Origin of the sequence: Melaminivora sp., assembly GCF_032059615.1 — a bacterium.
Classification (GTDB): Bacteria; Pseudomonadota; Gammaproteobacteria; order Burkholderiales; family Burkholderiaceae_C; genus Melaminivora.
This window is the reverse complement of record NZ_DAMCAM010000023.1, coordinates 1-20,926: the sequence shown is the minus strand read 5'-3', so window position 1 is coordinate 20,926 and position 20,926 is coordinate 1. Positions and strand designations below refer to the sequence as shown.

The following is a 20,926-nucleotide window of genomic DNA, read 5'->3' as shown; positions in this document are numbered from 1 at the left end:
ATATCAACGCTGCCATGGCAGCTCGCGCGCGGGCCCCTGGATGGCGGGTGCCCGGGGGTTGAGCACCTCGCCGTCGAGCACGCGCTCATACATGCGAAGGTAGCCACGCGCCATCTGCTGCACACCGAAATGCTGCACCGCCTGCGCATGGCAGGCCCTGGGGTCGAAAGCATTGGCGCGTACAGCCTCGCTCAGCTGCGCTGCGCTGGCCGACAGCACGCCACAGTCGGGTGGCACCAGTTCGGGCAGCGCCCCGTAGGGCGTGGCGAACACCGGGCAGCCGAAGTACAGGCTTTCGATCACCGCCAGCCCGAAAGGCTCGTGCCAGCGCACCGGAAAGATCAACCCGCGCGAGGCATTCAGGCGCTCGTTCTTGTAGGCGCCGCCGACCATGCCATGGAAGTGGATGCGCCGCGACAGCGTGAAGCGCAGGCCGCGCTTGAAATTGAAGCGGTCGCCGCCCAGCACGTCCAGCTCCACGCCAGCGCTCAGCGCCACGCGGATGGCCCCACGCACATTCTTCACGCCCCAGGCGGCCTTGCCCAGGAAGTGGCAGCGCTCGCGGGCGCGGCTGAAGTCCACCGGCCCGTAGCTGTCCCAGTCCAGGCCGTTATGCACATATTCGGTGCTGCCGTAGCGCGCCGCGTGGTCGCGCGACAGGAAGACCGTGTTGCGCGGCAGCGGCCTGGGTTTGCGGGCGTTGCCGTGCTCGGTGACCAGGTAGGGCCGCTGCAGCTCGGTGCGCGGGTTGAACTGGAAGTGCACGATGTCCACATCCGCCGGGATCTGCGGCTCCCAGGGGGCATCGGGACGGATCGGCAGCACGGCGCCGAAGTCGCAGCGCGACCCTTCGGGCACCAGGTAGCTCACGCGGTGGCCCAGGCGCACCAGCTCGCGGCCCAGGTCCCAGATCACGCGCTCCGTGCCGCCGTAGGCGAACACGGGAATGGGCGAGTTGTTGACCAGCAGGACGTGCATGACGGAAGGGCCCTCAGGCGCTAGCCTGCAGCTGCGCGCGACGCTCGTGCAGCGCCGCCAGCACCAGCGGGCACATGAACAGATAAAACAGGTTGCCGCTGTTGTGCGCCAGGAAGACCTGGGTGAGGCCGAAGGCGGCATAGGACAGCGGCAGCATCACGCCCACCAGCGCCAGCGCCAGCGCCGGCCGGTCGACCTCGCCGGTCGGGGTGCGCACGCGTGCCGGCGTGGGCCACAGCAATGCGAGCGGCACGCCATAGAACAAGGCCAGCAGCAGCACCCCCACCAGCCCATGCTTGGCCCACAGGTCCAGCACTTCGTTGTGGGCATGGCCGAACTCGCGCACCACGGCAGGCGCTGCGCCGGCGGCGACGAGGCGCGCTTTCTCCGCCTCATAGCCCGAGCGGCCCCAGCCAAGCAGCGGCCGCTCGAGCCCCATGCCCCAGGCCAGGCGCCAGTGCGCCAGACGGTGGCCGACCGAACTTTCACCGTCCCCGTGGGCGACATAGACCTGCACTTCCCGCTCGGCCAGCGCCACGCGCTCCTGGACCGCCGGCAGCTGCAGCAGCGCCAGTCCCCCCAGGACGAAGGCAGCCAGGCCGGCGTAGGCGTGGCGCCGGCCAGTGCTGCGTGCCAGCAGCCAGGCGGCCACGGGCCACAGCAGCGCCAGGGCCAGCCAGCCACCGCGGGCTTGCGACAGCACCGAGGCAACGACCCCCAGCGCAGCGCCCGCGCCCAGCAGCATGCGCTGCCAGGGCCGCGCCAGCGGCCACAGCAGCGTCAGCAGCAGCGCCGACTGGAGCGCCAGCAGCGCCGCCAGATCCCCGTACTGGATCGCGTTGGTGAAGCCGCTGGCGCGCGGCAGGCCCTGCAGCCCCACCTGCGCCAACCCGACGATGCCCGCCCCAATCGCGCCCGTGCCGATGCCCAGGGCCAGCCAGCGCCACCCCGGCCGCCAGCGCATCAGAAAAGCAATGCAGGGCAGCGCCAGCAAATACTTGATCGGGCGGTCGAGCATGCCCACGCTGCCTGAGTCGTGTTCGTCGGCCAGCCACAGCAGACCCATGGCGGCAAACAGCGTCAGCAGCATCCAGCCCGCGCGCGGCATTGGCCTTCCCCACCAGTGAGGCAGACTGGCCAGCGCTGCCACCAGCAGCAGAACGGCGCCATAGGAGTATCCCGAGGGCAGCGCCAGCGCGAGTCCGGGCACCAGCGCGGCGCCGGCATTGGCCAGCACGGCGGGCCAGCGTGGCCCGCAGGGCAGCGGCGCGGCGGTCGCCATCAGCGGCTCACCCGCTCGGTGAGCGTGGCGCGGTCATAGTGCAGCGCGGCGTAGCGGAAAAACCCCTCCAGCGCCACGAACAGGCAGTAGAGAAAGCCCGCCCCTCCGCACAGAAAGCCCAGCTGCAGCACGTACAGGCGCACGAACATCGACGAACCCGAGGCCAGCCCGCGCAGCACGCCGCCGCGCTGGCCCGCTGCGCGGCGCTTGGCAGCGCCCAGCATCACGTACTGGGTGAGCTTCTGCAGGCTGCCGTGCACCGTGTCGCGCGAATAGTGCAGCAGGCGCGAACGCATGTGCTGCCGCGGCGGCTGGGCGCCGTCGGGCAGCGGCTGCAGCTGCGCCTGCTCGTGCACCACGCCGGAAAACTCCCGCACCAGCGCCCGAGTGAACAGCCGCTCGATGCGCGTCTGCGCGCGGAAGAACCGCAGCTCCTGGCCGAAGGCGACCATGCGCCAGCGGATGGTCCACACCCCCGGCTGGCCTGCGCGCACGATGGCGCGCAGCTCCTGGCCAAATGCAGGCGTCATGACCTCGTCGGCGTCGAGGAAGAAGATGTAATCGCCCCGGGCGTGGGCCAGCAGGCGGTTGCGCTGTACGGCAAAGCCTTGCCAATCTTCATGGACATGCACTTCCGCGCCCAGGCCGCGGGCGATGGCCACGGTGTCATCCTCGCTGCCACTGTCGACCACCAGCAGCTGGTCGGCAAAGTCAGCGCTGCGCAGGCAGTCGGCAATGCGGCGCGCCTCGTTGCAGGTGAGCACGGCCACGGTCAGCGTGGGCGCCGGGGCGCCGCCCGGAGTCCTCGGCATGGATCGCTCAGTGCCCGGCCTGCACCACCTCGCCGGCCCGCAGCCGGTACACCGTGCCACAGTACGGGCAGCGGGTCTCGCCCGTATGCGCAATCTCCAGGTAGATGCGCGGATGGGTGTTCCACAGCTTCATGTCTGCCTGGGGATTGGGGCAATACAGACCGTTTCCACGCAACAGGTCACGTGCCAACACCTCGATGACGGTTTGGGTCATTGCAGTCACACCTTGGTCAGCCAGTGGCCGTACTTGTCGTTGCGCCCGTTGACGATGTCGAAGAAGGCGCTCTGGATCTTCTCGGTGATGGGGCCGCGCTGGCCTTCGCCGATCTGGATGCGGTCGAGTTCGCGAATCGGCGTGACCTCGGCGGCCGTGCCGGTGAAGAAGGCCTCGTCGGCGATGTAGACCTCGTCGCGCGTGATGCGCTTTTGCACGATCTCCAGGCCCAGGTCGGCGGCGATGTGAAACACCGTGTTGCGCGTGATGCCGTTGAGCGCGCCGGCCGACAGGTCGGGCGTGTAGATGCGCCCGTCCTTGATGACGAAGATGTTCTCGCCCGCGCCCTCGCTGACGAAGCCGGAGGCGTCCAGCAGCAGCGCCTCGTCATAGCCGTCGTCAGTGGCCTCCATGTTGGCCAGGATGGAGTTGGTGTAGTTGGAGACTGCCTTGGCCTGCGTCATGGTGATGTTGACGTGGTGGCGGGTGTAGCTGCTGGTCTTGACGCGGATGCCGCGCTTCAGGCCCTCCTCGCCCAGATAGGCGCCCCAGGCCCAGGCGGCCACCATGACGTGGATGCGGTTGCCCTTGGGCGACACGCCGAGCTTCTCCGAGCCGATCCACACCAGCGGACGCAGGTAGCACGAGGCCAGGCCGTTTTCGCGCACCACGGCGCGCTGCGCCTCGTTAATCTCGTCCTTGGAGAACGGCATCTGCATGCGCAGGATCTTGGCGCTGTTGAACAGGCGGTCGGTGTGCTCCTGCAGACGGAAGATGGCCGTGCCGCCCACTGTGTCATAAGCCCGCACGCCCTCGAAGGCGCCGCAGCCGTAGTGCAGCGTGTGGGTCAGCACGTGGATCTTGGCGTCGCGCCAGTCCACCATCTGGCCGTCCATCCAGATCTTGCCGTCACGGTCGGCCAGCGAGGGAACAACGGGGCTCATGAGCATCCTTTGACAAAGAGGGAGAAAGCGGGCGGCGGGCGCGCCGCAAAACCGGCGATTTTACGGCGGGCACGCGGGGGTGGGCCTTTCGAGCCGCCAGCGCGCCAGGCGGCCCTGCTCGAACTCGCAGGTGACGCACGAGCCGCCGGCGTCGCTCCAGCGATAGACCTCGGGCTGCGCGCCCTCGCCTGCGTGCAGGCTCTCGCCCAGGGCACGCGCCAGCGCCACCACGTGCACCAGGGGCACGCCCGCGCGCAGCCGGGCATTGAGCATGACGGCGCTGCCGACATGGCCGATGGGGTTCCTCGCCGCGCGCTGCATCACGTTCACCAGCCGGGTGAAGTGCAGAAGCGCCCAAAGCAGCACGCCCCCGCCGACCAGCAGCAGCCCCTGCAGTCCGGCGGCGCGCCAGCCGCCAAACGCCAGGGCCAGAATGGCCAGCGGGACGGCAAGAGCGGGCAGGCGGGGCATGGGCGGCGTGGACCGGCGCGGGATCTTCAGGCCAGCTCGCGCACGGCCTGCATGGCTTCCTCGACGCGCTCCACGGCGTGGATGGCCAGGCCCGCGATGGGCTTCCTGGGCGCGTTGGCTTTCGGAACGACCGCCACGGTGAAGCCGAGCTTGGCCGCTTCCTTGAGCCGCTCCTGGCCGCGCGGCGCCGGGCGCACCTCGCCCGCCAGGCCCACTTCGCCAAAGGCGATGAAGCCCTTGGGCAGCGCCCGTCCGCGCAGGGACGAGGTGATGGCCAGCAGCACCGCCAGGTCGGCCGCCGGCTCGCTGATGCGCACGCCACCCACGGCGTTGACGAACACGTCCTGGTCGGACGAGGCGATGCCGGCGTGACGGTGCAGCACCGCCAGCAGCATGGCCAGCCGGTCGCGCTCCAGGCCCACGGACAGGCGCCGCGGGCTGGGACCGCCGTTGTCCACCAGCGCCTGAATCTCCACCAGCATGGGCCGCGTGCCCTCCAGCGTGACCAGGACGCACGAGCCCGGCACCGGTTCGCTGTGCTGGGACAGGAAGATGGCGCTCGGGTTGGACACGCCGCGCAGGCCGCGCTCGGTCATGGCGAAGACGCCGATCTCGTTGACGGCGCCAAAGCGGTTCTTGATGGCGCGCACCAGGCGGAAGGCCGAGTGCGTCTCGCCCTCGAAGTACAGCACCGTATCCACCATGTGCTCGAGCACGCGCGGGCCGGCCAGCGCCCCTTCCTTGGTCACGTGGCCGACCAGAATGACGGCGATGCCGGTGGCCTTGGCCAGGCGCGTCAGGTGGGCAGCGCACTCGCGCACCTGGGCGACCGAGCCCGGTGCGCTGGTGAGCTGGTCGGAATACATGGTCTGGATAGAGTCGATCACACACACCGCCGGCTGCGTGGCCTCCACCGTGGCAAGGATCTTTTCCAGCTGGATCTCGGCCAGCACGTTCACCTGGCTGGCCTCCAGCCCCAGCCGGCGCGAGCGCAGCGCCACCTGCGCGCCGCTTTCCTCGCCCGTCACGTACAGGGTCGGCAGGCCGGCGCGCTGCAGCGCGTCCATGGCCTGCAGCAGCAGCGTGGACTTGCCGATGCCCGGGTCGCCGCCGATCAGCACCACGCCGCCCTCGACGATGCCGCCGCCCAGCACCCGGTCCAGCTCCTCGATGCCGCTGGCGGTGCGCACCACCTCGGTGGCCTCGATGCTGGAGAGCGGCATCACCGCCTGGGCCTGCGCCAGGCCGGCGTACTGCGGCGCGCTCAGGCGGTTCTTGCCGCCGCCGGGGGCTTCAGCAACGGTCTCGATCAGCGTGTTCCAGGCGCCGCAGCCGGGGCACTTGCCCAGCCAGCGCGGGCTGGTGGCGGCACACTCGGTGCAGGTGTAGAGGGTTTTTTCCTTAGCCATGAGGCTGCCATCCTACCCAGGCGCGGCCAGCCCTGCGCCTACCATGGCCGGGCGCCGCGAGCGCCGCCATCCACCCCGCCACCGGATCCCGCCATGCCCCACTCCGCGCCCCACTCCACGCCCCATTCCGCGCCCCTGCCTCAGCGCCCCGTTTTGTCACGCCGCCGGCCGGCCGCCGCGCTGCTGCTGACGACCGCCCTGGCCCTGGCCGCCTGCCAGCCGCGCCCGGGCGACAAGCCGCTCAAGCCCACCGCGCCGCCGGTGCCGGCTCCGTCGGCCGGGCAGGCGGGTTAGACCCCACGTGCTGGCGGCGGCCTCTGGCTCCTTCCCCCTCTGGGGGAAGGCGGGGATGGGGGCCGGCGGGTTGTGGCACGCCTTCTGTCTGGGTCACCGGCGCTGGCCCCCACCCCTGCCCTCCCCCAGAGGGGGAGGGAGAGGCAGGAGCCGGCCCTTCAGGCGGCTCCATCCCCCTGGATGCGCGCCACCAGCTCGCCCGAAGCCAGCAGCTGGCCGGCGCTGGCGACGCGCTGCAGGCGGCCGGTGCGGGGGGCACTGAGCGCCGTCTCCATCTTCATCGCTTCCATCACGGCGACGACCTCGCCGGCCTGCACCCGGGCGCCGTCCTCCTGGTGCCAGGCCACCAAGCTGCCCGTCAGCGGTGCCAGCACGTCGCCCTCGGCGGCTGCAGTGGCCGGGGCGGACCCCGTCTGCGGCGCAGCCGCGCCTGCCTGCAGCCCCAACCCGGCCGGCAGGCCCAGGCTCACACGCCGGCCGTCGAGTTCGATGAATGTGCGCAAAATCGGCTCCAAACCCTTGTCCAGCGGCGACTCTGCGCTCTCGAATTCGCAGCGCATCTCGGTCTCTATCCAGCGCGTGTGCACGGCAAAGCCCTCGGCGCCGGTGACCGTGAAAGCAGGGTCGTCGAGCACCGCGCGGTGGAAGGGCAACACCGAGGCCACACCCTCGATGCGGAACTCGGCCAGCGCCCGGCGCGCGCGGGCCAGCGCCTGCTCGCGCGTGGCGCCGGTGACGATCAGCTTGGCCATGAGCGAGTCGAAGCTGCCCGGCACCTGGCTGCCCGCCGCCACGCCGCTGTCCAGCCGCACGCCCGGGCCGCTGGGCGCATCGAAGGCGCTGATCCGCCCGGGCGTGGGCAGGTAGCCCCGGCCCGGGTCCTCGGCGTTGATGCGAAATTCGATGCTGTGCCCGCGCGCGGGCGGCGTCTCGGTCCACTGCAGTGGCAGGCCGTCGGCGATGCGCAGCTGCTCGAGCACCAGGTCCACCCCGGTGGTCTCCTCGGTCACCGGGTGCTCGACCTGCAGGCGCGTATTGACCTCCAGGAACGAGATCTGCCCGCTGCGGCTGAGCAGGAACTCCACCGTGCCGGCGCTCTCGTAGCCGGCCGCCTGGCAGATGGCGCGCGCCGCCTCGTGGATCTGCGCGCGCTGCGCGTCGGACAGGAACGGCGCCGGCGCCTCTTCCACCAGCTTCTGGTTGCGCCGCTGCAGCGAGCAGTCACGCGTGCCCAGCACCAGTACCTGCCCGTGCCGGTCGGCCAGCACCTGGGCCTCGATGTGGCGCGGCCGGTCGAGGAACTGCTCCACATAGCACTCGCCGCGCCCGAAGGCCGCCGTCGCCTCGCGCACCGCGGATTCGTACAACTCGGCCACATCCTCCATCTGCCAGGCCACCTTCAGGCCGCGCCCGCCGCCGCCGTGCGCCGCCTTGATGGCCAGCGGCAGGCCGTGCTCGCGCGCGAAGGCCAGCACCTCCTCGCTGCTGGAGACCGGCCCGGGCGTGCCTGCGACCAGCGGCGCGCCGACCTGCTGCGCGATGCGCCGCGCCGCCACCTTGTCGCCCAGGGCCTCGATGGTCTCGGGGCGCGGGCCGATCCAGGCCAGGCCCGCCGCCTGCACCGCGCGCGCGAACTCGGCGCGCTCGGACAGGAAGCCGTAGCCCGGGTGCACCGCGTCGGCGCCGCTCTTGCGGGCAATGTCGAGCAGCCGGTCGATGGACAGGTAGGTTTCGGCCGGGCGCGTGCCCGCCAGGGCCCAGGCTTCGTCGGCGGCGCGCACGTGCAGTGCGTCGGCATCGGGGTCGGCATAGACGGCAATGGAGCGCACGCCGTAGTCGCGGCAGGCGCGTGCGATGCGTACCGCGACCTCGCCGCGGTTGGCAATGAGAACTTTGGTGATCATGGGAATACTTCCTGGGCAAAGGGCGCGACCACGCGAAAGCGCAGCCGGCAGCCCACGGGGATCTGCGCCGCCCGGTCCAGATGGTGGCTGGCGAGCGTGGCGATGACGGGGTAGCCGATGGTCAGCGGGTGGTCGGCCAGGAACAGCAGCGGCTGGCCGTTGGCGGGCACCTGCAGGGCGCCGGCCACCGTGCCTTCGCTGGGCAGCTCCTCGGTGCGCGCGCGCGCCAGCGGCTCGGCGCCCTGCAGGCGCATGCCGACGCGGTCGGACTGGGGCGTGACCTGCCACTCCTGGCGCTGCAGCAGCTCCACCGCCTCGGGCGTGAACCAGTCGGTGCGCGGGCCCAGCAGCACGTCCAGCGTCACCCGGTCGCCCGGCCGCGGCAGGGCCGGGCCGGCGCCCGCCTCGGGCAGCTCGACGGCGCGCAGACGGCCGGGCGCGACACCGCCCACGGCCAGGCGCATGCCGGCCTGCAGGGGCGCCGGGCCGATGCGCGCCAGGGTGTCGCTGCTGGCGCTGCCGAGCACGGGCGCGACCTGCCAGCCGCCGCGCAGCGCCACATAGGCGCGCACGCCGGCCTCCGGCGCGGCCAGGGTCAGCACATCGCCATCGTTCAAAGCGATGGTGGCCGGGCTGCGCAGCGTGCGGCGCGTGCCGTCCAGCGTCTCGACGTGCAGGGTCAGGTCGGCGCCCGCCACCGCCAGCGTGGTGTGGCCATGACTGCGCAGGCGCAGGCCGCCCAACAGGTTCTCCAGCGCCGGCGTGTCCACCGGGTTGCCCACGAGCCGGTTGGCCGCATGCAGGGCGCCCCGGTCCAGCGCACCGCTGGCGGAGATGCCCAGGCCCGCCTGGCCGCGCCGTCCGCCGTCCTGCACCAGGGTCTGCAGGCCGGGGTGCAGCACCTCGATCAAGGTCTGGTCGGCAGCCGCCGGCCCGGGCGCGCCGGGCGGTGCGGCGGGCAGTTCGCCGGCCGGCGCGGCGACACCACCGTCCTGCCGCTGGGCCGTCGGCAGGCTGACCATGCGTCCACCCCCGGCAGCGTCGCGGAACTGCACCTCGAAGCCCGGCTGCACCAGCGCCGGCCCCGGTCGCTGCAAGTCCCACAGGCGCGCGTCGGTGGTGCCGATCAGCTGCCAGCCGCCCGGGCTGGCGTGGGGGTAGATGGCACTGAAGTGGCCCGCCAGCGCCACCGAACCGGCCGGCACCCGGGTGCGCGGCGAGGGCCGGCGCGGCAGCTGAAAGCACGGGTGCCCGCCCGCCAGATAGACGAAGCCGGGCGCGAAGCCCGCAAAGGCCGCCTGCCAGGGCTGGCCGGTATGGCGCGCGATCACCTCGCGCACGCTGATGCCCAACAGTTCGGCCACGTCGGGCAGGTCGGCGCCGTCGTAGCGCACGGCGATCTCCACCACGCGCCCGGCGGCGGGCAGGGCCGCATGCGCGCGGGCGCGCTGCCAGCGCGCCTGCAGGGCCTGCTGCAGCGCTGCGTCTGCCCTCTGCCCGAGCGCGAGCTTGAGCAGCAGCGTGCGCGCGGCCGGCACCAGCTCCACGACGCCGGCCACGGGCTCGACCAGGAGCTGGCGGTGCAGCGCCATGGCCTGCGCCAGGTCGCCGAGTTCGAGCAGCACGGCGCTGCTCCCGAGGGGCAGCCAGCGCATGGTGTGCGCTCCGCTCATGCGGCAAACGCCTGGAGGGTGACGCCGGCCTGCACCAGCCGGGCATGGATGCGCCGCGCCATCTCGACCGCCCCGGGGCTGTCGCCGTGCACGCAAATCGAGTCGGCCTCGATCGCCACCTCGCGCCCGCTCGCGGCCGTGAGCCGGCCGGTCTGCACCAGGCGCAGCATGCGCTCGGCCACCGCGTCGGCGTCGTGCAGCACGGCGCCGGGCTGGCGGCGCGAGACCAGGCTGCCGTCGTCGTTGTAGGCGCGGTCGGCAAAGGCCTCGGCCACCACGCGCAGACCGGCGTCGCGCGCCCACCGGATCAGGGGCGAGCCGGCCAGCGCCATCAGCGTCAGGCCGGGGTCCACCGCCCGGATGGCGGCGATCACGTCGCGCGCCTGGTGCTCGTCGTGGGCGATGGTGTTGTAGAGCGCGCCGTGCGGCTTGACGTAGCGCACCCGCGTGCCGGCAGCCGCGGCCAGGCCCTGCAGCGCGCCGATCTGGTAGATCACGTCGGCCTGCAGCTCGCGGCTGGTCGGGTCCATGTTGCGCCGCCCGAAGCCCACCAGGTCGGGGTAGGCCACGTGCGCGCCCACGACCACGCCGCGCTCGGCGGCGGCATGCAGGGTGTCGAGGATGCCGGCCGGGTCGCCCGCGTGGAAGCCGCAGGCCACGTTGGCGCTGGTGACTACGTCCAGCAGGGCGGCGTCGTCGCCCATGCGCCAGGCGCCGAAGCTTTCACCCAGATCGCTGTTGATGTCCATCTTGTATCCTGTGATTCGTCAAAAAACACTGCAGGGTTGTTGAACAACCCGCCCTCTTCCGGAGCCCCTTCCATGCCCCAGAGGCACCTGCCCGCCCGCCCCGCCGCCCCGTCCAGCCTGGCCGACACGGTGGCGCACACCATCCGCCAGCAACTCATCCACGGCGAGCTGCGCGCCGGCCAGCACCTGTCGGAGGCACAGCTGAGCCAGCAGCTGGACATCTCGCGCAACACGCTGCGCGAGGTGTTCCGCATCCTGATCAAGGAAGGGCTGTTGCACCACGCACCCAACCGGGGCGTGTCGGTGGTTGTGCCCTCCATCGCCGACATCATCGACATCTACCGCGTGCGCCGGCTGATTGAGTGCCAGTCGCTGGAGAAGGCCTGGCCGCTGCACCCGGCGCACAAGCAGATGCAGCGCGCCGTGGAGGACGGCCAGCAGGCCAGCCAGGCACGCGACTGGCGCGCCGTGGGCACGGCCAACATGGCGTTCCACGCGGCCATCGTCGCGCTGGCCGACAGCGAACGCCTGTCGGCCATGTTCGAGCACCTGGCGGCCGAGCTGCGCCTGGCCTTCGGCCTGCTGGACGATCCGGAATACCTGCATGCCCCTTACGTGGACCACAACGCCCGCCTGCTGCAACTGTTCATGGAAGGCCAGACCGGCGCCGCCGCCCGGGAGCTGGAGGGCTACCTGGTGCAGTCCGAACGCATGGTGCTGGCGGTGTATGCGCGCCAAGTGGCCTGAAGCGGCCGGCCCGGCGTTTCGCGGCCATTGGACGCCGCTTATTGTTGAACAAAAACTGTTTTTAATTTCAACGATTGGAAGTTAGCGTCCTAACAAACATCGAGCATTGTTGAAAACCCTAAGTGTCTTTGCCCGTGAATCTGATAACTTCCGCTTGCAGACTTTTGTCGTACCCATCCCCCTGCGTTTGAGCCGCCCCGTGCGCGGCCGAAGGAGACACCCATGAAACGCCGCATCTTCTGCGCCACCGCCGCCCTGGCCACCGGCCTGTGCCTGGGCACCACCGCCGTCGCCCAGACCAAATGGGACTTCGCCACCGCCTACCCGGCGTTCAACTTCCACTCCAAGAACAACGAGCAGTTCGTCAAGGACGTGGACGCGGCCACCGGCGGCGCGCTCAAGATCACGCCGCACTTCGGCGCCTCGCTGTTCAAGATGCCCGAGATCAAGCGCGCCGTGCAGACCGGCAACGCGCAGATGGGCGAGTTCTTCCTGGTGAGCTTCCAGAACGAAGCGCAGATGTTCGGCCTGGACGGCCTGCCCTTCCTGGTCAAGAACTACGAAGAAGCCTACAAGCTCTACCAGGCGCAGAAGCCCCACCTGCAAAAGCTCCTGGACAAGCAGGGCCAGGTGCTGCTGTATTCGGTTGCCTGGCCGCCCCAGAGCATCTACAGCAACAAGCCCATCCGCTCGGCCGCCGACCTGAAGGGGCTGAAGTGGCGCGTGTACTCGCCTACCACGGCGCGCATCGGCGAGCTGGTGGGCGCCCAGCCCGTGACCATCCAGGAAGCGGAACTGTCGCAGGCCCTGGCCACCGGCGTGATCGAAGGCCTGATCACCTCCAGCGCCACCGGCGCCGACAACAAGCTCTACGAGAACCTCAAGCACTTCTACAACGTGCGCGCGTGGATCCCGAAGAACGCCGTCACGGTGAACAAGAAGGCCTTCCTCGCCCTGAGCAAGGAGCACCAGCAGGCCGTCCTGAAGGCCGCGGCCGCGGCCGAGGAGCGCGGCTGGGCCGAGTCGCGCAAGGTGGACGAGCGCTCGCTGCAGGTCCTGCGCGATGGCGGCATGAAGGTCGAGGAGCCCTCGGCCCAGCTCATGACCGACCTGGCCAAGGTGGGCGAGACCGTGGTGCAGGAATGGGCGGACAAGGCCGGCCCTGACGGCAAGGCCGTGCTGGAGGCCTTCCGCACCGGCGGCAAATAAGCCCCCACCGCAGGTCCGCAAGCGACCGCAAGCAGCCCCCTGTGCAGACCTGCCGGGGGCTTTTTTTGTCCGACAACCCGCTTCCCTCCCCATGCGCAAACTGCTCGATGGCCTCTACGCCGCCAGCGCCTGGCTGGCTGGCCTCTGCATGATCGGCGTGCTGGCCATGGTGCTGCTCACCATCGCCAGCCGCCTGCTGGGCTTTGCCGCGCCCGGCTCCGACTCCTACGCCGGCTACGCCATGGCCGGCGCCGGCTTCATGGCCCTGGCCGGCACCCTCAAGAAGGGCGAACACATCCGTGTCACCCTGTTCATCGGCATGCTGCGCGGGCGCGCCGCGAAGGTGGCCGAGGTGCTGGCGCTGGCGATCGCCACGGCGCTGTCGGCGTTCCTCGCCTGGTACTCGGCGCACCTGGTGTGGCAGTCCTGGGAGATCGGCGACGTCTCCATGGGCATCGACGCCACGCCGCTGTGGATCCCGCAACTGACCATGGCGGCAGGCACCTTCGTGTTTTTCATCGCCTTCTGCGACGAGCTGGTGCTGGAGCTGCTAGGCCGCCGCACCCCGCGCAGCGTGGAGGACGCACACCATGAATGAGATCTTTGCCAGCGTCATGCTGACGGTGGTGCTGCTGGCACTGCTCAGTGGCGGCGTGTGGGTGGGCCTGACGCTTGCGGGCGTGGCCTGGTTCGGCATGGAGTTCTTCACCGCGCGCGCCGCGGGCGACGCCATGGCCATGACCATCTGGGGCTCGGCCAGCAGCTGGACGCTCACGGCGCTGCCACTGTTCGTCTGGATGGGCGAGATCCTCTACCGCACCAATCTGTCCGAGAGCATGTTCCGGGGCCTGGCGCCCTGGGTCAACGCCCTGCCCGGGCGTCTGCTGCACACCAACGTCATCGGCTGCACCATCTTCGCGTCCGTCTCGGGCTCGTCGGCCGCCACCTGCGCCACCGTGGGCAAGATGAACATCCCCGAGCTGCAGCGGCGCGGCTACAGCGAGGCGCAGATCATCGGCTCGCTGGGCGGACCGGCCACGCTCGGCCTCTTGATCCCGCCCTCCATCATCCTGATCGTCTATGGCGTCTCGGCCGAGCTGTCGATCTCCAAGCTGTTCATGGCCGGCGTGCTGCCGGGCCTGCTGCTGGCGGCCCTGTTCAGCGGCTGGATCATGCTGTGGGCGCTGCGCCACCCCGAGCAGGTGCCCCAGGCCGACACGCAGCTGACCTTCACGCAGAAGCTGCATGAGGCGCGTCACCTGATTCCGGTGGTGCTCTTGATCCTCAGCGTGATTGCCAGCATCTACACCGGCATCGCCACCGCCACCGAGGCGGCCTCCATCGGCGTGGTCGGCTCGCTGGTGCTGTCGGCCTGGCAGCGCGCGCTGACCTGGGAGAACTTCAAGGCCTCGCTGATGGGCGCGACGCGCCTGTACTGCATGATCGCGCTGATCCTGGCTGGCGCCGCCTTCATGACGCTGGCCATGGGCTACATCGGCCTGCCGCGCCAGATGGCCGAATTCGTCGGCAGTCTCAATCTCTCGCCGGCCATGCTGATCGTCGTGCTGGGGCTGTTCTACATCCTGGTCGGCTGCTTCCTGGACGGCATCTCCACCATCGTGCTGACCATCAGCGTGGTGCTGCCCATCGTGCAGGCCGCGGGCATCGACCCGCTGTGGTTCGGCATCTTCCTGGTCATCACGGTAGAGACGGCGCAGATCACCCCGCCCGTGGGCTTCAACCTGTTCGTGCTGCAGAGCATGACGGGCAAGCAGATCACCTACATCGCCAGCGTGTGCGCGCCCTACTTCCTGCTGATGGTGCTGGCGCTGACCCTCCTGTGGTTCTTCCCGGCCATCGTCACGGCCCTGCCGGCGCGCATGTAGCCCACACAAAAAAGCCGGCGCCCTCGCGGGCCCGGCTCCTGAAAGTGGCCCCGCCTTGCCGGGGCCTTTTTTTGCGCTGCGGCGGCGCGCTCAGTCGAACGGACGCGGGCGCGGGGTCTTGTCGCTGGACGGCGGCAGGATGGGCAGCACGATCTGCGGCTGCTCGCCGGTCAGCGTCTTCAGGAAGGCGACGATGTCGGCGTTCTCCTGCGTGGTGAAGGTCTTGCCCAGCTGGATGCGGCCCATGGTGTCCACGGCCTGCGCCAGCGTGTCGGCCGCGCCGTCGTGGAAGTAGGGATACGTCAGCTCCACGTTGCGCAGCGTCGGCACCTTGAAGTTGAAGCGCTCGGCGTCATTGCCGGTCACCGCAAAGCGGCCCTCGGCCGGGTTGTCGGTCTTGTAGGGCTCGACCAGACCCATCTTCTGGAACGACGTGCCGCCCAGGTTGGGGCCGTTGTGGCAGGCCACGCAGCCGGCGCTCTTGAACAGCTGGTAGCCGCGCAGCTCCTGGTCGTTGATGGCCTTCTTGTCGCCCTTGAGCCACTGGTCGAAGCGCGCGTTCGGCGTGACCAGGGTCTCCTCGAAGGCGGCGATGGCCGTGGTCACCTCGTCGATGGTCAGGCGGTCGTGGCCGAAGACCTGCTGGAACTCGGCCACGTACTGCGGGATGGAGCGCAGCATGCCGATGGCCAGGTCATGGGTGAAGGCCATCTCGCCCGGGTTGGCGATGGGGCCGCCGGCCTGCTCGCGCAGGTCCTTGGCGCGGCCGTCCCAGAACTGCGCCACGTTCAGGCTGGAGTTGAGCACCGTGGGCGAGTTGATGGGACCCTTCTGCCAGTTGTGGCCGATGGAGGTCTTCAGGTTGTCCGAGCCGCCCATGCTCAGGTTGTGGCAGGAGTTGCACGAGATGAAGCCCGAGCGCGACAGGCGCGGGTCGAACCACAGCTTCTTGCCAAGCTCTGCCTGCGCGGCGTTGACGGACTTGGGCGCCTCGATGGGCTGCACGGGCTCCTGCGCGTGCGCCGGGGCTGCGGCCAGCAGTGCTGCCGCGAAGACGCTGCCCAGCGCAAAACGCGTGGCACGAAGGAGGGAACGGGGCTTTTGACGCATGGGGGCGCTCCAGAAAGGTTGTTGTGGATGTCAGGCGCTGATCTTGGCAACGCCGCCCCATTTTTCGGGTAAGCCCGAACCCGCCGCTTGATCTGCGGCAAGGCAAAGACAATTCCCAGAAAAGGGTTTTTGGCCCGATCCGGCCTGCCGGCCCTGCTCCTCGGCGATCAGTCCGCGTCCGCGGCCACCGGCACGCGCGGCGCCAAAGCGCACATGAGCTCGTAGCCCACCGTGCCCGCGGCCTGCGCCACCTCGTCGATGGGCAGCACGGCACCGGTGCTGGCGCGGCCCCACAGCGTCACCTCGCTGCCCGGGCCGGCCCCGGGCACCGGCGTGAGGTCCACGGTGATCATGTCCATGCTGACCCGCCCGACGGTGCGCGTGCGCACCCCGTCCACCAGCACCGGCGTGCCGGTGCCGGCGTGGCGCGGGTAGCCGTCGGCGTAGCCGCAGGCGACCACGCCGATGCGCAGCGGCGCCTCGGCACGAAACAGCGAGCCGTAGCCCACGGTGTCGCCGGGCCGCAGCTCCTGCACGCCGATCAGGCGCGAGGACAGCGTCATGCCCGGCGCCAGGCCCCAGTGCCCGGCCGTCTGCGCCGGATGGTCGGGCGCGCTGCCGTACAGCGCGATGCCGGCGCGCACCCAGTCCTGGCGCACGGCGGCCTGCAGGCCGTGGCGCAGCAGGGCGGCGCTGTTGCACAGGCTGCGCTCGCCCGGCAGGTCGGCCGTGGCCTGGCTGAAGGCGTGCAGCTGGTGGGCGATGCCGCGCTCGCCGTCGGCGTCGGAGAAATGCGTCATCAGCGAGATCTCCTCGACCTGCGGCAGCGCCGACAGCCGCGCCCAGGCGGCGCGAAAGCGCTGCGCGGGAAATCCCAGCCGGTTCATGCCCGAGTTCATCTTCAGGAAGACCCGGTGCGGGGCGTGCGTCTTGTGCGCCGCCAGCCAGTCGATCTGCGCGTCGCAGTGCACGGCATGCCACAGGCCCAGGCGCGAGCACAGCTCCAGGTCGCGCGGCTCGAACACGCCCTCCAGCAGCAGGATGGGCCCGCGCCAGCCAAGCTGGCGCACGCGCTCGGCCTCCTGCAGGTCCAGCAGCGCGAAACCGTCGGCCGCCAGGAACGCCTCGTGCACCCGCTCGATGCCGTGCCCGTAGGCATTGGCCTTGACCACCGCCCAGACGCGCGCGTCGGGTGCGGCGGCACGCGCGCGCTCGAGGTTGGCGCGCAATGCGGCCGTGTGGATGGTGGCGTGGATGGGGCGCGGCATGGCTGCAGTGGTTTCGCCAAAATCGGCCCGGCCATTGTGGCATCGCCCCCCGCCACCCCCGTGATATAACCGCCCGTCGCTCCTCGGAGTCTCTGGAGTTTTCAACGTCCATCAGTGCGTCTGATGGAGCAACACGCCCCCGATGAAGCGCGGTTTCTACACCATCATGTCGGCGCAGTTCTTCAGCTCGCTGGCCGACAACGCCCTGTTCGTGACCGCGGTGGAACTGCTGCGCACCGGCGGAGCCCCCGAATGGCAGCGCGCCGCCCTGGTGCCCATGTTCGCGCTGTTCTACGTGGTGCTGGCGCCCTTTGTCGGCGCGTTCGCCGACTCCCAGCCCAAGGGCCGCGTCATGCTGCTGAGCAACGCCATCAAGATGGTGGGCTGCCTGATGATGCTCTACGGCTCGCACCCGCTCTTGGCCTACGCCGTGGTCGGCCTGGGCGCGGCGGCGTACTCGCCGGCCAAGTACGGCATCCTGACCGAGCTCTTGCCGGCTTCGCAGCTGGTGCAGGCCAACGGCTGGATCGAGGGGCTGACGATTGCCTCCATCATCCTGGGCGTGCTGGTGGGCGGGCAGCTGGTGGCGCCGCACATCTCCAGCGTGCTGCTGGCCTTCGACTTCCCGGTGCTCGATTTCGGCATCGACCTGCCGGCCGAGGCCGCCATCATGGCGCTGCTGCCCGTCTACGCCCTGGCGGCGTGGTTCAACCTGCGCATCCCGCACACCGGGGTGGAGATGCGTCCCATGCCGCCCAACCCGCTGGCGCTGCTGCCCGACTTCTGGGTCTGCAACGGCCGGCTGTGGCGCGACAAGCTGGGCCAGATCTCGCTGTCCACCACCACGCTGTTCTGGGGCGTGTCGGGCAACCTGCGCTACATCGTGCTGGCCTGGAGCGCCGCGGCGCTCGGCTACAGCACCACCAAGGCCTCGGCCCTGGTCGGCGTGGTGGCCATCGGCACGGCCGCCGGCGCCGTGCTCGCCTCCATGCGCATGCGCCTGGACAATGCCACGCGCGTCATCCCGCTGGGCATCGCGATGGGCCTGCTGGTCATCCTGATGAACGCCATCCACAGCATCTGGCTGGCCATTCCGTTCCTGATCGTGCTCGGCGGCCTGGGGGGGTTTCTGGTGGTGCCCATGAACGCCCTGCTGCAGCACCGCGGCCACAACCTCATGGGTGCGGGCCGCTCGATCGCCGTGCAGAACTTCAACGAGCAGGCCGCCATCCTGGGCATGGGTGCGTTCTACAGCCTGTCCACCAGCTTCGGCCTGTCGGCCTTTGGCGCCATCGGCACCTTCGGGCTGCTGGTGGCCGTCGTCATGGCGTTGATCGGGCGTTGGCACCGCAACAACCTGCAGCGCCACCCCGAGGAGATGGCGCAGCTGCTGCGCATCGCCCGGCACGACACGCACTGAAGACCGGGGCGGCGGCGCCAGGGCAATTCAATTTTGATAGCTGCAAGTCCTTGTAGACCAAGGGCTCGCGGCACTTTTTGCATGCATTCACCGCTTCCCGTCCTGGCCCTGTTGTCCAACGCCCTGATCTGGGGCCTGGCCTGGTGGCCGTTTCGCCAGATGCTTGCCGCCGGCCTGCATCCGCTGTGGGCCACGGCGCTGATGTACGCGCTCATCCTGGCCGGTCTCACCGCGCTGCGCCCGGGTGTCTGGAGCCAGGTACGCGCCGCTGGGCCGGCCCTGCTGCTGCTGGCGGCCAGCTCGGGCGTGAACAACGTGGCCTTCAACTGGGCCATCGGCATTGGCGACGTGGTGCGCGTCATCCTGCTGTTCTACCTGATGCCCGCCTGGGCCGTGCTGCTGGCCTGGCGCATCCTGGGCGAGCGGCCCACGCGCGTGGCGCTGGCGCGCCTCGCCCTGGCCTTTGCCGGAGTGCTGCTGGTGCTGTGGCCCGAGCGCGGCGGAGCCGAGCGCCTGGGCGCGGCGCTGGGCCTGGCCGACGCGCTGGCGCTGCTGGGCGGCTTCATGTTCGCGCTCACCAACGTGCTGCTGCGCCGCTTCCAGGGCATCCCGGGGCAGGCGCGCATGGCGACCATGTTCGGCGGCTGCATGGCCATGGCTTTTGCCGCCGCGCTGGCTGGCCAGGCGCTGGGCGCGGTGCCGGCGCTGCCGCCGTTCGACCTGGCCTGGGCCGGGGTGGCAGTGGGGCTGGCGGCGCTGCTGATGCTGGGCAACTGGGCCCTGCAGTACGGTGCCTCGCGCCTGGCAGCCGGCACCACGGCGGTGGTCATGCTCTCGGAGGTGGTGTTTGCCAGCGGCTCCTCCATGCTGGCCGGCAGCAGCGCGCCCACGGCGCGCACGCTGGCGGGCGGCGCGCTGGTGGTGGGCGCGGCGCTGCTGGCTGCCCTGCGGCGCTGAGGCGCCGGGACGCGCCTACAGGACCACGCGCGCCGCCCCTACAGCGGCGGTCGCCGCGGCACTCTTCGCGCCGGGGCCGGCCCTGGCCCAAGATGCCCGGGACCCTTTACCACCCCTACAGGAGAGAGCGCCATGCCCCTGGGCCAACCCATCCCTTCCTCCCCCCGTGCGCCGGCAGCGCGCTGGACCCTCGTCCTGGGCCTGGCGGCAGCGGCCGCGCTGATGGCCGGCTGCGACCGCCGCGACCAGCCGCCTCCGCCCGCCCCGGCCACGCTGGAGCCGGCCGCATCCCCGGCTGCCGCCCCGGTTCCCGCGCCTGCCAGCACCCCCACGACCGGCCAGGCCGACAACCCGCCGCCCGGCATCACGCCGCCCGAGCCCCTGCCTTCGGACCCGGCCACCCCGTCCGAGGGCAACCGCAGCCCCGCGCAGGGTGATGCTGCCCCGGTACCCGCGCCCACGCAGGGCGAGCGCGCCGCGGTCAACCCGGCCGGCACGAGCACCAGCGCCCCGAGCCTCATGGGCCCGGGCACCGGGGATGCGAGCGCCTCGGGCGCCGTGTCCGGCAACCGCACCGCCAGTGGAGCCACCGGCGGCGACAGCCCGAGCACGACGGGCACGACCGCAGGCAGCCCTGGCGCGGGCGGCACGACGGCCGGCAATCCCAATGCCTCGGGCGCGGCTTCGGGCAACCCGGGCGGTGCGGCGTCCGGCACGGGCAGCCGCTGACGCCCCAGCGCCCACGGCCCGCGGGCAGGGCCGGCGGGCGCGCTGTGATGGCGGGCGTTCAGGCCGCGGCGTTCGGGTCGGCGGCCAGTGGCTGTTCTGCCGCGATCTCGCCGGACGCGTCTTCCGGCGCAGGCGCTCCCTCCTGCGCCGGGGCGGGCTCGCGCAGGCGGCGGGCTCGCGCCAGCTGCTGCGCCACCTGCCCGCGCTCCATGCCGTACATGTCGGCAAAGTGCTCGGGCGTGGCGCCGCTGGCTTCGAAGGCGCGCAGCAGCGCCTCGGCCCGGGCGTCACGCTCGGCCACTTCGGCAAAGGCCTCGTCCAGCAGGGCATTGGCCTGCTCGTCGCGCCCGCGCACCAGCGCGTCGTAGGCCTCGCGCGTGAGCCCGCTGGCCTCGAACGCCTGGGCGATGCGCCGGCGCAGCCGCGCCGTCAGGTCTTCGCCCTCGCGCGGGCGACGGCGGCGAAAGACCTCCAGCAGCGCATGGTGGATGTGCTCGGGCGCCATGGCCTCGACGCGCTGGCCCTGCAGGTCGTGCCGGGCCTGGCCGCTGGCCACGGCGTTCAGGTAGCGCGTGGAGCGCGTGTGGATGGCCATCGCCACCTTGAGCGCGTCCTTGTCGAGCGCCTCGCCGTGTGCGGCCAGCAGGTCGTGGAAGATGCCGCGCTTGAGCGGCAGCGGCTGCTCGCCAAAAAGCCTGGGATGCCACTGAGCCAGCTGGGCCAGCAGCGGGTGCTGCGCCCGGCGGGCGGCCGGGGTCTGGGCGACGGGGGCCTGCGGCTGCACAGGTGCGCCGCGGCGCCCGCCCCGGGCGCGGCGCGGTGCGCGGCGTGTGGCGGGCTCATCGGCAGCCGCCTGCGCAGCGGCGGCAG

21 protein-coding genes are annotated in these 20,926 nt (G+C 71.0%); 8 read left to right on the top strand and 13 right to left on the bottom strand.

Translation table 11 applies throughout. The features are described 5' to 3' along the window. Positions 1–3: 3 nt before the first annotated feature. The 7 genes from RT051_RS06955 to radA are packed head-to-tail and all read right to left on the bottom strand — an operon-like array spanning position 4 to position 6,110. Complete coding sequence (locus RT051_RS06955) at positions 4–978, bottom strand: glycosyltransferase (protein ID WP_313074162.1); 975 nt, start codon at positions 976–978, stop codon at positions 4–6. Between the two features lie 13 nt (positions 979–991). Beyond that, positions 992–2,260 carry an O-antigen ligase family protein gene (locus tag RT051_RS06950; RefSeq protein ID WP_313074160.1) on the bottom strand — a complete coding sequence of 423 codons (1,269 nt, stop codon included), beginning with the start codon at positions 2,258–2,260 and terminating at the stop codon, positions 992–994. Next, on the bottom strand, positions 2,260–3,072 hold the full coding sequence (locus RT051_RS06945) for a glycosyltransferase family 2 protein (RefSeq protein ID WP_313074157.1): 813 nt from the start codon (positions 3,070–3,072) through the stop codon (positions 2,260–2,262). The genes RT051_RS06950 and RT051_RS06945 overlap by 1 nt, the downstream gene beginning before the upstream one ends. A gap of 7 nt (positions 3,073–3,079) precedes the next feature. Continuing rightward, the gene (locus RT051_RS06940; RefSeq protein ID WP_313074154.1) at positions 3,080–3,286 is read right to left on the bottom strand and encodes a zinc-finger domain-containing protein; all 207 of its coding nucleotides are present in this window, start codon (positions 3,284–3,286) and stop codon (positions 3,080–3,082) included. A 5-nt stretch (positions 3,287–3,291) separates the two neighbouring features. After that, positions 3,292–4,230 (bottom strand): branched-chain amino acid transaminase, encoded by a 939-nt coding sequence (locus tag RT051_RS06935; RefSeq protein ID WP_313074151.1) that lies wholly within the window; start codon positions 4,228–4,230, stop codon positions 3,292–3,294. A gap of 60 nt (positions 4,231–4,290) precedes the next feature. Beyond that, the gene (locus RT051_RS06930) at positions 4,291–4,701 is read right to left on the bottom strand and encodes a glycerate kinase (RefSeq protein ID WP_313074149.1); all 411 of its coding nucleotides are present in this window, start codon (positions 4,699–4,701) and stop codon (positions 4,291–4,293) included. A gap of 26 nt (positions 4,702–4,727) precedes the next feature. Further along, positions 4,728–6,110: a DNA repair protein RadA gene (gene radA / locus RT051_RS06925; RefSeq protein WP_313074147.1), complete on the bottom strand. Its 1,383-nt coding sequence runs from the start codon at positions 6,108–6,110 to the stop codon at positions 4,728–4,730. A gap of 93 nt (positions 6,111–6,203) precedes the next feature. Here radA and RT051_RS06920 point away from each other — a divergent pair, with 93 nt between their 5' ends. Then, positions 6,204–6,404, top strand: coding sequence for a hypothetical protein (locus RT051_RS06920; protein WP_313074144.1), 201 nt, complete (start codon positions 6,204–6,206; stop codon positions 6,402–6,404). A 158-nt stretch (positions 6,405–6,562) separates the two neighbouring features. On the opposite strand, the gene RT051_RS06915 is transcribed toward RT051_RS06920, so the two are convergent. Genes RT051_RS06915 through RT051_RS06905 form a run of 3 tightly spaced genes read right to left on the bottom strand, consistent with a single transcriptional unit; the run spans position 6,563 to position 10,730 of the window. Next, entirely contained in the window at positions 6,563–8,308 is a 1,746-nt protein-coding gene (locus RT051_RS06915; protein ID WP_313074142.1) for a biotin carboxylase N-terminal domain-containing protein, read from the bottom strand. Continuing rightward, positions 8,305–9,963: a 5-oxoprolinase/urea amidolyase family protein gene (locus RT051_RS06910; protein WP_313074141.1), complete on the bottom strand. Its 1,659-nt coding sequence runs from the start codon at positions 9,961–9,963 to the stop codon at positions 8,305–8,307. Before RT051_RS06910 ends, RT051_RS06915 begins: the two co-directional genes overlap by 4 nt. Before the next feature lie 14 nt (positions 9,964–9,977). Further along, complete coding sequence (locus RT051_RS06905; RefSeq protein WP_313074138.1) at positions 9,978–10,730, bottom strand: 5-oxoprolinase subunit PxpA; 753 nt, start codon at positions 10,728–10,730, stop codon at positions 9,978–9,980. A gap of 72 nt (positions 10,731–10,802) precedes the next feature. On the opposite strand from RT051_RS06905, the gene RT051_RS06900 reads away from it, so the two are divergent. The 4 genes from RT051_RS06900 to RT051_RS06885 all read left to right on the top strand — a co-directional run bounded on the left by RT051_RS06900 (position 10,803) and on the right by RT051_RS06885 (position 14,572). Further along, entirely contained in the window at positions 10,803–11,477 is a 675-nt protein-coding gene (locus RT051_RS06900) for a GntR family transcriptional regulator (RefSeq protein ID WP_313074136.1), read from the top strand. Positions 11,478–11,699: 222 nt separating this feature from the next. Next, positions 11,700–12,686: a TRAP transporter substrate-binding protein gene (locus tag RT051_RS06895; protein ID WP_313074132.1), complete on the top strand. Its 987-nt coding sequence runs from the start codon at positions 11,700–11,702 to the stop codon at positions 12,684–12,686. A gap of 91 nt (positions 12,687–12,777) precedes the next feature. Then, positions 12,778–13,284 (top strand): TRAP transporter small permease subunit, encoded by a 507-nt coding sequence (locus RT051_RS06890; RefSeq protein ID WP_313074130.1) that lies wholly within the window; start codon positions 12,778–12,780, stop codon positions 13,282–13,284. Further along, the gene (locus RT051_RS06885; RefSeq protein WP_313074127.1) at positions 13,277–14,572 is read left to right on the top strand and encodes a TRAP transporter large permease subunit; all 1,296 of its coding nucleotides are present in this window, start codon (positions 13,277–13,279) and stop codon (positions 14,570–14,572) included. Before RT051_RS06890 ends, RT051_RS06885 begins: the two co-directional genes overlap by 8 nt. Positions 14,573–14,662: 90 nt before the next feature. Here RT051_RS06885 and RT051_RS06880 read toward each other — a convergent pair whose 3' ends face one another. Together RT051_RS06880 and alr are read right to left on the bottom strand one after the other, a co-directional pair. Then, positions 14,663–15,682 carry a cytochrome-c peroxidase gene (locus tag RT051_RS06880; RefSeq protein WP_313074124.1) on the bottom strand — a complete coding sequence of 340 codons (1,020 nt, stop codon included), beginning with the start codon at positions 15,680–15,682 and terminating at the stop codon, positions 14,663–14,665. 167 nt (positions 15,683–15,849) lie between these two features. Continuing rightward, a complete protein-coding gene (gene alr / locus RT051_RS06875) occupies positions 15,850–16,950 on the bottom strand; it encodes an alanine racemase (protein ID WP_313074121.1) in 1,101 nt (366 codons plus the stop codon). Between the two features lie 142 nt (positions 16,951–17,092). Between alr and lplT the strand changes: the two genes are divergently transcribed. The 3 genes from lplT (at position 17,093) to RT051_RS06860 (ending at position 20,056) form a co-directional block, all read left to right on the top strand. Further along, complete coding sequence (lplT, locus tag RT051_RS06870; RefSeq protein ID WP_313074119.1) at positions 17,093–18,370, top strand: lysophospholipid transporter LplT; 1,278 nt, start codon at positions 17,093–17,095, stop codon at positions 18,368–18,370. 81 nt (positions 18,371–18,451) lie between these two features. Next, entirely contained in the window at positions 18,452–19,327 is an 876-nt protein-coding gene (locus RT051_RS06865) for a DMT family transporter (protein ID WP_313074117.1), read from the top strand. A gap of 132 nt (positions 19,328–19,459) precedes the next feature. Continuing rightward, a complete protein-coding gene (locus RT051_RS06860; RefSeq protein WP_313074114.1) occupies positions 19,460–20,056 on the top strand; it encodes a hypothetical protein in 597 nt (198 codons plus the stop codon). A gap of 58 nt (positions 20,057–20,114) precedes the next feature. Here the strand turns inward: RT051_RS06860 and RT051_RS06855 are convergent. Further along, a partial coding sequence (locus RT051_RS06855; protein ID WP_313074111.1) for a ProQ/FINO family protein occupies positions 20,115–20,926 on the bottom strand: 812 nt, incomplete at its 5' end.